The organism is Bifidobacterium moraviense (assembly GCF_012932365.1).
GTDB lineage: Bacteria > Actinomycetota > Actinomycetes > Actinomycetales > Bifidobacteriaceae > Bifidobacterium > Bifidobacterium moraviense.
In genome coordinates, this window is the sequence record NZ_JAAIIH010000004.1 from 20869 (window position 1) to 35129 (window position 14261).

A 14261-nucleotide genomic window follows, 5' to 3' on the forward strand; every position below is an offset into this window, starting at 1 on the left:
CATCCGTCGTCTGCGTTGATTTGGATTGTGGCAGAATCGCGCCATGAAATCGCAAGCGGGCTGTTACTGGGCGGTAAAGAATGATCGTGCGAATATTAATGGTCTGTTACCCGCGGCGACGGCGTCGACGGAGGTTTCTCCCCTCTCCTCCGATGTTCCGCCCCGCGTCCCGTTCGTCGCATGCCCCACTCATCGCGCGCCCTACCCGTCACACGCCCTACCCGTTCCATGCCCCCGTCGCAACGTTGCGATCATCGACCACCTTACGCATCCCCATCGCTACTCCCGATGGCCACCCATCGCAACGTTGCGACAATCAACCACCTTATGCATCCCCATCATCACTCCCGATGGCCGTTCATCGCAACGTTGCGATCATCGACCACCTTACGCATCCCCATCGCTACTCCCGATGGCCGCCCACCGCAACGTTGCGACGATCATTCGCCGACGATGCGGTCGATGAGGGCGTCGACGTGGATGCGCATGACGTCCATGACGTCCACCGGCAGATCGATGCCGTCGAACGCCAGCGGCAGTTCCGTGCAGCCCAGCACGATCGCCTCCGCATGCCTCCGCTCGGCCAGCCGGACGGCGATGTCCCTCAGCGTCTTCTGCGTCGTCGGCCTGACGATGCCGTATTCCAGTTCCGTTTCGATTGCCTTGGCTATGTACCGTCTGTCCTCGTCGTCCGGCGTGACGACGTCGATGCCATGCGACCGAAACGGCCGTTGGAAGAAATCGCCGTCCATGGTCGGACCGGTGCCCAGCAGTGCGACGCGACCGTAGTGCCGGTCGGCCGCGTACCGGAGGGACATGTCCAGCATGCTGACGATCGGGATGGGCGAGCGCCGCGCGACCTCGTCGAACACCACATGCGGCGTGATGCCCGTGAACGCGGCGAACTCGGCCCCCGCGGACGCGAGATCGGCGATCCCGCGGGCCAGGTAGTCGACAAGCCCGGCATGGTCGTCCCGTTTGCAGAAGTCCAGCACCTCGAACACGTCCAGACTTTCGATGCTCAGATGCGGGAACCGGTCGCGTCCCAGACGTCTGCGCACTCCGTCGGTGATCTCCCTGTAATAGATGATCGTGGATTCCGGCCCGGTGCCGCCGATCAATCCCAGTTTCCGCATGTCCGTCCCCTTTTCCATGTTCCGACGATTCGTCAACGCCCTACGGCCATTCCAGGATTCCGAAGCATCGCCGTCAGTCGGGCAGGATGGTGCCGATGGAGAACAGCGCCGCGCTGCCGCCGAGGCTGACGCGGGAGCCTGCGACCGTGGCATGGATGACGCCGCCGCGCGCCGACGCCTGATATGCGGTGAGCGCGGGCTTGCCGAGACGCTCGCTCCAGTACGGCAGGATGTGGCAGTGGCCCGAGCCGCAGACCGGGTCCTCGGGAACGCGGAGCTTCGGCGCGAACGAGCGGGACACGCAGTCGAAGCCCGAGCCCGCGTCGCCGGCCGCCGTGACGTTCGCGAGCAGTCCGGGCAAGGTCTTGAGCAGATCCTGATCGGGATCGAGATCGCGCACGGTCCGCTCGTCGGGCATCACGCACAGCAGGTCACGACCGAGCCACGCCTCAATGGGACGCGCGCCCAGCGCCCGCTCCATCGCGTCGGTGACCGGCGTGGGCCTGAGATCGAAGGCCGGGAAGTCCATCGTGAACACGTCGGCGCTGTGATTAGTGCCGGCATCTTCGCCGCGCGCCCGTGTCACGGTCAGCACGCCGCTCATCGCGCGGAACCGCACCTCGCCGGCATCCGGTTCCACGAACCGCAGCACCACGTAGGCCGAGGCGAGCGTCGCGTGCCCGCACAGGTCGATCTCGCCGCCCGGCGTGAACCAGCGCAGATGCCATCCCGCCGGCTCGCGCACGATGAACGCGGTCTCGGAGAACCGGTTCTCCATCGCGATGCTCGCCATCAGCTCGTCCGACGGCCACGATTCCGGCAGGCACACCGCCGCCGGGTTGCCTCCGAACACCTGATCCGTGAACGCGTCCACCACATACTGCTGTATGGCCATAATCCGCAAACCACCTTTCATCGCCGATCGTCAGATGCCCCGCCACGAACTCACGACGTGGCCGGAAACCCCAAGCCCGTCAGACGAACACCAGCTGGACGAGCACCATGTACACGATGGTTCCGCCGGCGACGGACACCAGCATGCTGTGGCGCCATCGGTGCAGCAGCACGATCGCAAGGATCGCGATCGCCTCGGGCATCCCATGGAATCCGGAGAACGGCGACACGTCCTTGAGCGCGTATACCACCAGCAGACCGGTCATCGCATGCGGCAGCACCCCGCCGAGATAGGTCACGGTCCTGGGCGGTCGACGCGAATCGGGGAACAGCGCGAACGGCAGGAACCGGGTGAGCATCGTGCCCAGCGAGACCGCCGCGATGGTCGCCACGGCCTGCCACGTGGTCATGGTCATCATTGTTCCTCCCCGTTCCGGACGTCATCCGTTCCGTCCGCATCCTCCAGTCTTGCGCGCAACATCAGGAACGCCACCAGCATCAGCACCATGGCCGGAATCATGAACCGGTCCGGGCCGAACAGCATCAGGCAGGCCGCAGGCACCAGCAGCCCGACCAACGCGGACACATGGGGCCACGCCGAATCCACGACATTCGCAATCATCGAGTGCGAGCGGCCGCTGCCGGCTCTCTCCCGATGCCGATCGTCGTCCCACTGCTCAAGAAGGATCGACAGGAACAGGGCGGCGAGCACGAACTCGATGCCCTTGGTATCGAACGGCAGCACGCCGCCGGCCAGCCAGCCCAGCACTATTCCGCCGAACCAGTAGGAGCGGCACAGTGCCGAGACGAACACCATGAACCAGCCCCGGTCGACCGACGCCGGAACATGAACGCTGGAATCGATGGCGAACGTCTCGTCGATCATCGTGAAGATCAGGTACGGTTTCTTCCAGCCCAGTCCGCGGAACTTGCTCAGCATCGACAGGCCATAGAACAGATGCCGCGCATTGACCATGATCGCCAGCAGGAACGCGGCCCACGGATCGAACGCGGACAACAGCAGATTCACGGTGACGAATTCCATCGACCCGGCGAAGATGACGTAGCCCATGGCCAGCGGGTACACGATCGAGAATCCCTTGGCATGCATGAGCAACCCGTAGGATCCGCCGAAGAACAGGAAGCCGGCGGCGATCGGCAGGGTGGGCGGCAACGCCGCTCGGAACGCCGTACGCAGCAACGCCATGTCGGAAGGACCTTCTTTCGTTGATGCTTCTGATGAATGTGCCGGACGGTCCAGAATGCACTGGATATGTCCGACGGCGGTCATCGTATGCAGGCCACACACGATAAGTACAATCAAATTTGCTAATGACCGCATAAGCGATGCTTATGCATCTTCTATGATGGAATCATGGACAACCGGTATCTCGCCCTGCGGCACATCGTCGAATACGGCAGCTTCTCCGCGGCCGCCGACGAACTGCGATGCAGCCAATCGGCCATCAGCCAGATGATCGCCTCGCTGGAAAAGGAGCTCGACGTCACCCTGCTCAACCGGCAGCGCGGCGGATGCACGCTCACCGAGGAGGGACGCCAGCTCTACCCGCTCATCGAACGGTACGTGGAGGACGGTCTGCGCATCCGCGAACGGACCGACGAGATCCTCGGCCTCGACACCGGCGTGATACGCATGGGCACCATCGCCAGCATCTCCGCCCACTGGCTGCCCGGACTCATCAGCGGATTCCAACGGCGTCATCCGAACGTGCGGTTCGTCCTGCATCAGGGCGACTACACCACCATCCAGGAATGGATCCACAACGGCACCGTCGATTTCGGGTTCATCAACCCCGCCGCCGCGCGCGACGTGGAGACCATCACCATCAAGCAAGGCGCCATGCTCGCCGTCCTGCCGCACGACCACCCACTCGCCGCACTCGACCGTGTGCCGCTGGCCGCGCTCGCCAAGGAACCCATGATCCTGCTGGAGGAAGGCCACTACTCTGAGCCGCTGGAAGCGTTCGCGTCGGTCAGTCTCAGGCCGAACGTGCGGCTGCGCATCCACGACGACTACTCGATCATGACCATGGTCGAGGCCGGATTGGGCTTTAGCATCCTCGCCGAACTCATCCTTCATCGCATCAGCACCAACTACCGTCTCGCCCTGCGCCCCACCGATCCGCCCGTGGACCGCACCATCGCCGTCGCCTACGCCGACCGCGGCAGGCTTCCTCTCGCGGCCCGACGATTCATCGAACACCTGCGAGACAACATCGACATGCTGCCTTGAACCAGCAGGCATGAATCGCAGGCGTTTCAGGAAAAGAGAAGGGGCCTAGACAACTTGCCTAGGCCCTGGTTCGCGGACAGAGCGAGATTCGAACTCGCGGGGGCTTGCGCCCCAACGGTTTTCAAGACCGTCTCTTTAGACCGCTCAGACATCTGTCCGGGTTCGCGCGCCGGAAGACGCACGAATGGTCAGTCTAGCACCGACCGAAGATCAGGCCGCCCACGTGATGACGAACGGCCCAGTGGGCCGTTCGTAGCCGGCGCGACACCACGGAGCGCCGCGCAGAACACAGCAGGCCTGATGGAATCAGGCCTCCCACTTGGTGGGCTCGATCACCTCGCGGCCGCCCATGTACGGACGCATGGCCTGCGGGATCTCGATGGAGCCGTCCTTCTGCTGGTGGTTCTCCAGAATGGCCACGAGCCAGCGGGTGGTGGCCAGCGTGCCGTTGAGCGTGGAGACGGCGCGGGTGGAGCCGTCCTCGGTGCGCTCGCGAATGTTGAGGCGACGGGCCTGGTACTCGGTGCAGTTGGAGGTGGAGGTGAGCTCGCGGTAGCGGCCCTGCGTCGGCACCCAGGCCTCGCAGTCAAACTTGCGGGCGGCGGAGGAGCCGAGGTCGCCGGCTGCGGTGTCGATGATGCGGTACGGCACCTCGACCTTGGCGAGCATCTCCTGCTCCATGCCGAGCAGCGCCTGGTGCTGCGCGCGGGATTCCTCCTGCTTGCAGTAGACGAACATCTCCACCTTGTCGAACTGGTGGACGCGGATGATGCCGGAGGTATCCTTGCCGGCGGCGCCCGCCTCGCGGCGGTAGCAGGAGCTCCAGCCGCAGTAGCGCAGCGGGCCGTTGGACAGGTCGAGGATCTCGTTCTCGTGCATGCCGGCGAGCGCCACTTCGGAGGTGCCCACGAGGTACTGGTCGTCGGGCTCGCGCAGACGGTAGATCTCGTCCGCGTGGGAGTTGAGGAAGCCGGTGCCGGCCATGACCTCGGGGCGCACGAGCGTGGGGGTGATGGCGAGGATGAAGCCGTGCTTCTCGGCCTGGTCCACGGCCATGGTGAGCATGGCGATCTGCATGCGGGCCACGGCGCCGCGCAGGAAGTAGAAGCGGGAGCCGCCCACCTTGACGCCGCGGCGCATGTCGATGCCGGCCACGCCGGTGCCGAGGGTCAGGTGGTCCTTGGGCTCGAAGCCTTCGGCCGCGAAGTCGCGGATCTGGCCGACCTTCTTGACGACGACGTAGTCGTCCTCGCCGCCTTCGGGCGCCTCGGGCTCGACGATGTTGGACAGCTTCCACATGGCCGTGGTGTATTCGGCGGATGCGGCATCGGCGGTGGCCTTGTACTCGTTGACCTTGTTGGCCAGCTCCTTGGTCTGCGCGATGAGCGCGGCCTTCTCCTCGGCGGGGGCGGCGGCGACCTTCTTGCCGATCTCCTTCTGCTGGGCGCGGGCGGCCTCATAGGCCTTGAGGGACTCGCGACGGGTCTCGTCGGACCTGAGCACCTCGTCCACCAGTTCCACGGATTCGCCGCGCTTGCGCTGCGATTCCTTCACGACATCGGCGTGTTCACGAATGAATTGAATATCAAGCATGACCCTTAGCCTAGTGCCGCGAGCCGACACCGCCGCCCGTCATTCCACGCGCGTCCCAAGTGCAGGAATCGTTCACAATCGCCCGCGCGCCGCCGGACCGGGACGCTTCGGCCGCACAATGGGAGGCATGCCCCAACCGCTGATCCTCGCGCTGTGCGTCATCGCCCTCGTCCTCTGCCTCGCGGCGGCCGTCCTCCTGTTCTGGCGGGTGCGCAGGCGGCAGCGGCTCAACGCGGTGGTGGAGAGCCGCGACGACGACGCGGAGAAGGTGGACTACGCCTTCATCATCAACCCGTCCAAGCCGCACGCGGAGGAGCTGCGCGCCAGGATCGACGCGTTCTGCGAGGCGAAGGGCATCTCGCACTTCTTCATCGACACGCAGCTCGACAAGGACGGCAACGCGTGCGCGCGCGAGGCGGTGGCGCGCGGCGCGACGGGCGTGGTGGCGGTGGGCGGCGACGGCACGGTGCGCACCGTGGCCTCCGCGATGGCGAAGTTCGACGGCATCCCGATGGGCATCGTGCCGATCGGCACCGCGAACCTGTTCGCCCGCAACATGGGCATCCCGCTCGACGACGTGGACGCGGCGCTCACGGTGGCCACGTCGCACGGCAGCCGTCACATCGACATGGGCCGCCTGTGCGTGCTCGACTCCGACGATCCGGACCACGACCACGGCTTCCTCATCGTGGCGGGCGTGGGCTTCGACGCGCTGATGATCGACGACACGAACCCCACGCTGAAGAAGAACATCAGCTGGCTCGCCTACTTCGCCTCCGCCACCAAGCACCTCTTCTCCCCCAAGAACCACGGCGACCTGACGATCACCGACCCGCAGGGCAACGCGCACGTGCGCACCGGCGTGGCGTTCCGCACGTTCATGGCGGGCAACTGCGGACAGATCCCGGCGCTGAGCCTCATGCCGGAGGCGGTGAGCGACGACGGCTACCTCGACTTCGAGCTCATCGACACCACGGGCGGGCTGATCGGCTGGGCGAACCTGTTCGGCGACGTGGTGCACCAGACCATCACCGGACGCGCCAAGCAGAGCCCGCTGTCCACGAACTCCACGATCGACCAGTTCCAGGGCGTGCGCGCGGAGATCCGTCTGGAGCGCCCGGCGCTGGCGCAGGTGGACGGCGACGTGCTGGGCGAGACGCGGCACATCGCGTTCTCGATCCAGAAGCGGGCGCTGTGCGTGCGCGTCCCGGAGGTGCCCGCCGAGCCGACCGGCCTCATGGCGCTGTAGCCGCGGCGCGCATACGCACACGGCAGACGCGGCGCACATAGCGGAACGCCCCGCCGGCAGGCAGTCGGCGGGGCGTTCCATTGGCAATTGAGCGTCGATCGGGCAGACCGATCAGACAGGGCCGATCAGAGCAGGTCGAGCAGCATCGGATCGGCGAGCGCGATGACCGCGGCGCGGGCGTCGGCGGCGGTGCGCGCGTCGACGGCGTAGGCGGCCATCTGCTGGCAGGTGGACATGTCGTGCATGCGCAGGGCCGCGCGCACGGCGTTGACCTTCTTAGGTGCCATGGACAGCGAGCCCACGCCGAGGCCGGTGAGCACGAGCGCGAGCAGCGGATCGCCGCCGGCCTCGCCGCACACGCCCACGTACTTGCCGGTGGCACGGCCGCCGTCGCAGGCCATCTTGATCATGTTGAGCACGGCCGGCTGCCACGGGGTGAGCAGGTTGGCCAGATCGCCCTTGAGACGGTCGGCGGCCATGGTGTACTGCGCCAGGTCGTTGGTGCCGAGCGAGGCGAAGTCCACGACGGACAGCACCTGCGCGGAGCGGATGGCCGCGGCGGGCACCTCGATCATGATGCCCACCTTGGGCAGGCCGAGCGCGCGCACCTTGTTGGCGAACCATTCGGCCTCGTCCACGGTGGCGACCATCGGAGCCATGACCCACAGGTCGCCGTGCGTGGCCTCGTACGCGTTGGCGAGCGCCTGGAGCTGCGTGTCGAGCAGATCCTCGCGGCGCTGGCTCAGGCGCAGGCCTCGCACGCCGAGGGCCGGGTTCTCCTCTTCGCCGAGGTCGGCGAAGGCGAGCGGCTTGTCGGCGCCGGCGTCGAGCGTGCGCACCACGACGCGGCGGTCGCCGAACGCCTGGAGCACCTTGGTGTACGTCTCGGTCTGCTCTTCGAGCGTGGGGGCGGATTCGCGGCCGAGGAACAGGAACTCGGTGCGGAACAGGCCGGAGCCCTCGAGGTCGAACTTGGCGGCCTTCTCGGCGTCCGCGATGGTGCCGATGTTGGCGAGCAGCTTGACCTTGTGGCCGTCGCGCGTGCTGCCTTCGCCGCTGGAGCCGGCGAGCGCGGCGGCGCGGCGGCGGGAACGCTCGGCCAGCTGGGCGGCCTCCTCGTCGGTGGGAGAGACGATGATCTCGCCCACGCCGCCGTCGAGCGCGATGACGTCGCCTTCGGCCACGGCCGCGAGCACGCCGTCGGCACGCACGACCGCCGGGATGCCGAGCTGGGCGGCAAGGATGGCCGTGTGGCTGGTGGGACCGCCTTCCTCAGTGATCACGCCGAGCACGGTCTCGGGGCTCAGGGTGGCGGTCTCCGCGGGCGCGAGGTCGCGGGCCACGAGCACCACGGGCTCGCCGAGGTCCGGCACGCCGGGGGCGGGCAGACCGCGCAGCTGGCAGATCGTGCGGTCGCGCACGTCGTTGAGGTCGGTGACGCGCTCGGCCATGTAGCCGCCGAGCTTCTTGAGCAGCTCGGCGTAGCCCTCCACGGCGTTGGCCACGGCGTGGGTGATGCCGTCGCCGGCCTTGAGGCGCTTGGTGATCGCCTTGACGAGGCCGCGGTCGCCGGCAAGCTGGGCCGTGGCGTCGAGCACGGCGCGGGACTTGTCGGAGGTGGCCTTCTCGGCGCGCGCCTTGAGGGAGGCGACGACGGCGGCCATGGCCTCCTTGACGCGTTCGGCGTCGGCGGCGGGGTCGGTGCAGGCGGGCTCGTGCTCGTCCACGCCGGGGGCCTCGCGCACCAGGGCGAGCGGGCCGCTGGCGGTGCCGGCGCACACGCCGATGCCGTGAAGGATCTGGTGTTCGCTCGTCATGCCGCTCACTCCGCGTCCAGGTCGCGGGTCAGCATGGCCGCGAGCTCGTCCATGGCGGCCTCGGCGGAGTCGTCGTCGCAGGAGATGGTGACGGTGTCGCCGCCCTTGACGCCGAGGGTCATGATCTCGAGGGCGCTGGCGGCATCCGCCTCCTCGCCGTTGAAGGTCATGGTGACGTCGAGGTCCTTGTCGTCCACGGCCTGCGCGAACAGGGCGGCGGGGCGGGCGTGAAGACCGACGGAGGCTCCGATGACTGCGGTACGGGTGATCATGATGGTTCCTTTCTGATGGATGGATGTTGGATGTGTGGACATGCGGACCGTCCCGGTCCGCAAAACTTGTTCCGCGGCTCAGCGGCGTGCGACTCCCTTGGTGACGCGGGCCACGTGGAGCGCCAGATAGGCGATCTCGTCGTCGGTCACGTCGCTGCTCAGACGCAGCTCCAGCACGGCGGCGATGGTCCGCGCGCATTTGAGCGCGTCCGGATACGCCTCGCAGATCGCGGCGACGACGGGCTCGGGCTCGTCGTCGAGCTGACGGCGCTGGTGGATGCGGACGAACAGGTAGCGCAGGTGGGTGATGAATCGCCCCACGTTCACCGATTCCTGGTCGAGCGTGATCCCGTAGCTGCTCTCGATGATGTCGAGCATCTGCTGGATGACGCCGGTCATGGTGTACGTGTAGCTGAGGTCGCCGGTGGAGAACCCCGCGTTGACGAGGTGCATCGCGAGCGCGGTCTCCTCGCCCTGCGGCAGCCGCATGCCGCCGAGCCGCTTGTTGATCGCGGCGAGCAGCGCCTGTCCGCGCGCATATTCCTGCGGGTAGAGGTTGCGCACCTCGCCCACGAGCGGATACGTGACCTCGATGCCCTTGGCGAGCCGCTGGATCGCGCCGTTGACGTGGTCGGCGAGGGCGAGCACGAGCGTGGTGCTCGCCAGCTCCCGCTCCCCCAGTCCGGCCTCCTTCATGGCATCGACGACCGAGCGGATCATCTCGGGCGGCACGTCGGCGATCATCTGCGCCAGGTGGTCCGGGTCGCGCCCGTCGGAGGGCACGAACTTGCGCACCACCTTGCCGGGGTCCACGGGACGCCCCGGCCGGGTCTGGAATCCCAGACCCCTGCCGGTGAGGATCACCTGCCCGCCATCGTCGTCCTTGGCCAGCACGACGTTGTTGTTGAATACGCGCAGTATCTCCATGGCATCCCGCTTCCCTCTGGGTCAGGTCAGCGCTCGACCTCGATGATCGCGTCGCCGGTCGCGACGTCCTTGCCCGTCAGCGGCGTCACCTTGGTGAGCTTCTTGGTGTTGGTCACGGCGATGATGGTGGCGGTGCTGTAGCCGGCGGAGGTGACCTTGTCGAAGTCGACGGTGGCGAGCGGATCGCCCGCGGTCACGCGCTGTCCCTTGGCCACGGCCACGGTGAAGCCGTCGCCGCCCATCTTCACGGTATCGATGCCAATGTGGATCAGGACCTCGACGCCGTCGTCGGTCTTGATGCCGAAGGCGTGACCCGTCTTGGCGACCGTCTTCAGTGTACCGGAGACGGGGGCCCTGACGACGGATTCGGTCGGGACGACCGCCACGCCCTCGCCGAGCGCGCGGGAGGCGAACACGGCGTCGCCGGTCTCGTCGAGGCTGATCACGTGGCCGGCCACCGGGGCGACGATCTCGCGGGTCGGCGCGGCGGGCGCGGCGGGCTCAGCCGGAGCGGCCGGAGCGGCAGCCGGAGCAGCGGCGGGCGCGGCGGCGGCCGGAGCCGGGGCGGCGACGGTGACCGTGGCGCCGGTTCTGGACTCCTGCTCGAGGCGCAGATCGGCCTCGGCCTGCGCGGCGCGCTCGAGGACCTCGGCCTTCTGCTCCGGGGTGCGGTAGTCGAACGTGATGATGAGCATCATCGAGACGATGAACGCCACGGCGACGGACACGCCGTACACCCACATCTGGTTGAACACCGGGATGGTGAGCAGCGAGGTGAACGCGAACGCGGTGGTGGTGACGCCGTGCACGCCCACGGAGGACGGGAACAGCCAGCCGAGCACGGCGATCACGACGCCGCCGGTGCCGCAGCCGATGAGCATGCGCTTGTAGACGAGCTTGTAGCGCAGGTGGATGCCGTAGAGGCTCGGCTCGGACACGCCGCCGAGCAGGCCGGCCGCGAGCGCGCCGATGGAGGTCTGGCGCATCTCCTTGTCCTTGTCGCGGATGGAGAGGAACAGCACGCCGGCGGTGGCGCCGAAGCAGGCGAAGTTCCACACGCCCATCGGGCCCTGGATGAAGTCGTAGCCCATCGACTGGATGTTCATGAGCATGAGGGCGTTCAGCGGCCAGTGCAGGCCCAGCGGCACGAGGAACGGGTAGAGCAGCGGGATCGCGATGGCGAAGACGAACGGCGCGTACGAGTTCATCCACGCGAGCACCACGCCCAGGCCGTTGCCGACCCACACGCCCAGCGGGCCGATGACGAACGCGGTGAGCGCGCCCACGATGATCATCGAGAAGAACGGCACGAACACCAGCTGCACGCTGTCGGGGATGATCTTCTTCAGACCGTGGTAGACGAGCGCCAGCACGGCGGCCATCATGAGCGGCACGAACACGTTGCCGGAGTAGTCGGCGAGCTGCATCGGCAGGCCGAACACGGTGGCGGTGCAGTCGGTGGTGCCCAGCGTGGCGTTCTCCACGCACTGCACCGCGTCGCCCCACTTGGAGGCCTCGGAGAGGGCCGTGAACTGCGGGGTCATGAGCATGGCCATGATCGAGCCGCCCAGCCACGGATCCACCTTGAGCTTCTTTGCGGCGTTGTAGGCCACCATGATGGGCAGGAAGTAGAACACGCCCTTCCAGATGGCCTTGATGAACATGAGCGAGGGGGTGCCCTCGTCGCCGTCGATCACGCCGAGCGAGATGAACAGGTTGACGAGCGCGATGATGATGGACGCGCCGAGCAGCACGCCCAGGATCGGACGGAACGAATCGGCCAGGTACTCGAAGAACGAGTCGAGCCAGGCGACCTTGCCGCGCGCCTTGGAGCGGGCGGCGGCCTTGACGTCCGCGTTGGACATCTGCTTGGCGGTGCCAACGTTTGCCATCTCGGGCAGATGCATGATCTGCGTGTACACGGTCTCGACGCCGCCGCCGATGACGACCTGATAGCGGTTGCCTGCCTGCGGGACCGCGCCGAGCACGCCGTCCATGCCGTCGAGGGCGTTCTGGTCGACCTTGCCCGCGTCCACGAGCTCGAAGCGCAGTCGCGTGGCGCAGTGGGTCAGGCTGGTGACGTTGCCGGCGCCGCCCACCGCGGCAATGATCTGCGATGCCGTTGAATCTGCCATCGCTGCTTCCTTTCCTTACAGAATCCTTCGTCGAATTCCCTGTTCTCCCTCGCACCGGACGCCCGCCGAACACAACAAAAAAAGACCCGAGGCATGGCGATGCCTCAGGTCTTGCGTCTGCTGTGTGGACCGTACGCTTCCATGGGACGGCCCCTGCGACTTGCAACCCTGCAAAGGTGAAGTTGGCAGTCAGTGTATCACGGTGCAAACGGTTGCAACCATCGGCGTGTCCCCCGGGCCGCCGGACGACACGCCGCCCGCGCCCCGGTGCGGCGCCACCTATACTGAACGCAACACGAAGCACAGGATTGTGACTCGAGACGAGGCAAGACCTGAGACGGAGGCGCACCCCCTGTCTCGGGTCTTCGTCGTTCTCGGAGCGTTTCGCGCGGCACGGACGCCGCGCCGCATCCGCCCCGCCGCACTCCCGCCGCCTCCGCAACCGACCTCCGACCCGATCGACGACGATGAAAGGACGGACCATGAACCAGGCCATGAAGAACCCCCACGACACGCACGGCATATCCACCCGATTCCCCCTCAACAGCACGTTCATCTTCACGTTCGGCGCGCTCGGCGGCATGCTGTTCGGCTTCGACACCGGCATCATCTCCGGCGCGTCCCCGCTCATCGAGGCCGACTTCCACCTGAGCGTCTCGCAGACCGGGTTCATCACGTCGTCGGTGCTCATCGGCTCGTGCGTGGGCGCGCTCTCGATCGGCGCGCTCTCGGACCGCTTCGGGCGCAAGAAGCTGCTCATCGTCTCCGCCATCCTGTTCCTCATCGGCTCCGGCATGTGCGCCACGGCCACCGGATTCCTCATGATGGTGGCCGCGCGCATCATCCTCGGCCTCGCCGTGGGCGCCGCGTCCGCGCTGACGCCCGCCTACCTCGCCGAGCTGGCGCCGAAGGAGCGCCGCGGATCGCTGTCCACGCTGTTCCAGCTCATGATCACGTTCGGCATCCTGCTCGCCTACGCCTCCAACCTCGGGTTCCTCCACCACAACCTGCTGGGGTTCGCCGACTGGCGCTGGATGCTCGGCTCGGCGCTCATCCCCGCCGCGCTGCTGCTCATCGGCGGCATCCTGCTGCCCGAGTCGCCCCGCTATCTCGTGAACAAGGGCGACGAGCGCAACGCGTTCAAGGTGCTCACGCTCATCCGCAAGGACGTCGACCAGACGCAGGTGCAGCTGGAGCTCGACGAGATCAAGGCCGTGGCCGCACAGGACACCAAGGGCGGCGTGCGCGAGCTGTTCCGCATCGCCAGGCCGGCGCTCGTGGCGGCCGTGGGCATCATGCTGTTCCAGCAGCTCGTGGGCATCAATTCGGTGATCTACTTCCTGCCGCAGGTGTTCATCAAGGGCTTCGGATTCCCCGAGGCGGACGCGATCTGGGTGTCGGTGGGCATCGGCGTGGTCAACTTCGTCTCCACGATCGTCGCCACGCTGATCATGGACCGGTTCCCGCGCAAGAGGCTGCTGATCTTCGGATCCGTCGTCATGACCGTCTCGCTGGCCATCCTCGCGGTGCTCAACTTCGTGGGCGACGTGGCCGCGCTGGCCGTGCCCACGATGCTGCTCATCGCCGTGTACATCCTCGGCTTCGCCGTCTCGTGGGGCCCGATCGCCTGGGTGCTCATCGGCGAGATCTTCCCGCTCTCGGTGCGCGGCATCGGCTCGTCGTTCGGATCGGCGGCCAACTGGCTGGGCAACTTCATCGTCTCCCAGTTCTTCCTCATGCTGCTCGACGCGTTCGGCAACAACGTGGGCGGTCCGTTCGCCATCTTCGGCGTGTTCGCGCTGCTGTCCATCCCGTTCGTCATGCGCTTCGTGCCCGAGACGAAGGGCAAGTCGCTCGAGGAGATCGAGGAGGAGCTCACGCGCCGCTGACGCGATGCGGCCGACCGGCCCGGCGCACGGGAGGCGTCGAACCGGTTGGCCGCATGTTCACCGCGCGTCCGCGTTGCGGTCGTTTCGGCGTGGCA

Annotated in this window: 12 protein-coding genes and 1 tRNA gene; 3 read left to right on the plus strand and 10 right to left on the minus strand. The window is 67.0% G+C overall.

The genetic code is table 11. The features are described from left to right. Positions 1-440: 440 nt before the first annotated feature. The 4 genes from G1C96_RS04105 to G1C96_RS04120 all read right to left on the minus strand — a co-directional run bounded on the left by G1C96_RS04105 (position 441) and on the right by G1C96_RS04120 (position 3237). Positions 441-1289, minus strand: a complete 849-nt coding sequence (locus G1C96_RS04105; protein WP_169275394.1) for an aspartate/glutamate racemase family protein — start codon at positions 1287-1289, stop codon at positions 441-443. Then, positions 1210-2031 carry a PhzF family phenazine biosynthesis protein gene (locus G1C96_RS04110; RefSeq protein WP_205832040.1) on the minus strand — a complete coding sequence of 274 codons (822 nt, stop codon included), beginning with the start codon at positions 2029-2031 and terminating at the stop codon, positions 1210-1212. Before G1C96_RS04110 ends, G1C96_RS04105 begins: the two co-directional genes overlap by 80 nt. Positions 2032-2110: 79 nt before the next feature. Further along, the gene (locus G1C96_RS04115) at positions 2111-2446 is read right to left on the minus strand and encodes a branched-chain amino acid transporter permease (protein WP_169275395.1); all 336 of its coding nucleotides are present in this window, start codon (positions 2444-2446) and stop codon (positions 2111-2113) included. After that, complete coding sequence (locus tag G1C96_RS04120; protein ID WP_169275396.1) at positions 2446-3237, minus strand: AzlC family ABC transporter permease; 792 nt, start codon at positions 3235-3237, stop codon at positions 2446-2448. Before G1C96_RS04120 ends, G1C96_RS04115 begins: the two co-directional genes overlap by 1 nt. 168 nt (positions 3238-3405) lie before the next feature. On the opposite strand from G1C96_RS04120, the gene G1C96_RS04125 reads away from it, so the two are divergent. Then, positions 3406-4284: a LysR family transcriptional regulator gene (locus G1C96_RS04125; RefSeq protein WP_169275397.1), complete on the plus strand. Its 879-nt coding sequence runs from the start codon at positions 3406-3408 to the stop codon at positions 4282-4284. Between the two features lie 73 nt (positions 4285-4357). On the opposite strand, the gene G1C96_RS04130 is transcribed toward G1C96_RS04125, so the two are convergent. After that, a tRNA-Ser gene (locus tag G1C96_RS04130) sits at positions 4358-4442 on the minus strand. A 148-nt stretch (positions 4443-4590) separates the two neighbouring features. Then, positions 4591-5877, minus strand: coding sequence for a serine--tRNA ligase (gene serS / locus G1C96_RS04135; protein WP_169275398.1), 1287 nt, complete (start codon positions 5875-5877; stop codon positions 4591-4593). Between the two features lie 127 nt (positions 5878-6004). On the opposite strand from serS, the gene G1C96_RS04140 reads away from it, so the two are divergent. Continuing rightward, the gene (locus G1C96_RS04140; protein ID WP_205832041.1) at positions 6005-7126 is read left to right on the plus strand and encodes a diacylglycerol/lipid kinase family protein; all 1122 of its coding nucleotides are present in this window, start codon (positions 6005-6007) and stop codon (positions 7124-7126) included. A gap of 125 nt (positions 7127-7251) precedes the next feature. Here the strand turns inward: G1C96_RS04140 and ptsP are convergent, their stop codons facing one another. From ptsP to G1C96_RS04155, 4 genes are all read right to left on the minus strand, one after another. Next, positions 7252-8943: a phosphoenolpyruvate--protein phosphotransferase gene (ptsP, locus tag G1C96_RS04145; protein ID WP_169275400.1), complete on the minus strand. Its 1692-nt coding sequence runs from the start codon at positions 8941-8943 to the stop codon at positions 7252-7254. A gap of 5 nt (positions 8944-8948) precedes the next feature. Further along, positions 8949-9215 carry an HPr family phosphocarrier protein gene (locus tag G1C96_RS10095; RefSeq protein ID WP_205832042.1) on the minus strand — a complete coding sequence of 89 codons (267 nt, stop codon included), beginning with the start codon at positions 9213-9215 and terminating at the stop codon, positions 8949-8951. A 78-nt stretch (positions 9216-9293) separates the two neighbouring features. Then, the gene (locus G1C96_RS04150; protein WP_205832043.1) at positions 9294-10142 is read right to left on the minus strand and encodes a PRD domain-containing protein; all 849 of its coding nucleotides are present in this window, start codon (positions 10140-10142) and stop codon (positions 9294-9296) included. Positions 10143-10168: 26 nt separating this feature from the next. Then, the gene (locus G1C96_RS04155) at positions 10169-12277 is read right to left on the minus strand and encodes a glucose PTS transporter subunit IIA (protein WP_169275401.1); all 2109 of its coding nucleotides are present in this window, start codon (positions 12275-12277) and stop codon (positions 10169-10171) included. 467 nt (positions 12278-12744) lie between these two features. On the opposite strand from G1C96_RS04155, the gene G1C96_RS04160 reads away from it, so the two are divergent. After that, positions 12745-14166, plus strand: coding sequence for a sugar porter family MFS transporter (locus G1C96_RS04160; RefSeq protein ID WP_417852168.1), 1422 nt, complete (start codon positions 12745-12747; stop codon positions 14164-14166). Positions 14167-14261 lie beyond the last annotated feature (95 nt).

Coding starts and splice junctions, on each gene's coding strand:
- G1C96_RS04105 (WP_169275394.1), bottom strand. CDS start 1,289: ATGCCACGGTCGCAGGCTCCCGCGTCAGCCTCGGCGGCAGCGCGGCGC.
- G1C96_RS04110 (WP_205832040.1), bottom strand. CDS start 2,031: ATGGCCATACAGCAGTATGTGGTGGACGCGTTCACGGATCAGGTGTTC.
- G1C96_RS04115 (WP_169275395.1), bottom strand. CDS start 2,446: ATGACCATGACCACGTGGCAGGCCGTGGCGACCATCGCGGCGGTCTCG.
- G1C96_RS04120 (WP_169275396.1), bottom strand. CDS start 3,237: ATGGCGTTGCTGCGTACGGCGTTCCGAGCGGCGTTGCCGCCCACCCTG.
- G1C96_RS04125 (WP_169275397.1), top strand. CDS start 3,406: ATGGACAACCGGTATCTCGCCCTGCGGCACATCGTCGAATACGGCAGC.
- serS (WP_169275398.1), bottom strand. CDS start 5,877: ATGCTTGATATTCAATTCATTCGTGAACACGCCGATGTCGTGAAGGAA.
- G1C96_RS04140 (WP_205832041.1), top strand. CDS start 6,005: ATGCCCCAACCGCTGATCCTCGCGCTGTGCGTCATCGCCCTCGTCCTC.
- ptsP (WP_169275400.1), bottom strand. CDS start 8,943: ATGACGAGCGAACACCAGATCCTTCACGGCATCGGCGTGTGCGCCGGC.
- G1C96_RS10095 (WP_205832042.1), bottom strand. CDS start 9,215: ATGATCACCCGTACCGCAGTCATCGGAGCCTCCGTCGGTCTTCACGCC.
- G1C96_RS04150 (WP_205832043.1), bottom strand. CDS start 10,142: ATGGAGATACTGCGCGTATTCAACAACAACGTCGTGCTGGCCAAGGAC.
- G1C96_RS04155 (WP_169275401.1), bottom strand. CDS start 12,277: ATGGCAGATTCAACGGCATCGCAGATCATTGCCGCGGTGGGCGGCGCC.
- G1C96_RS04160 (WP_417852168.1), top strand. CDS start 12,745: ATGAAAGGACGGACCATGAACCAGGCCATGAAGAACCCCCACGACACG.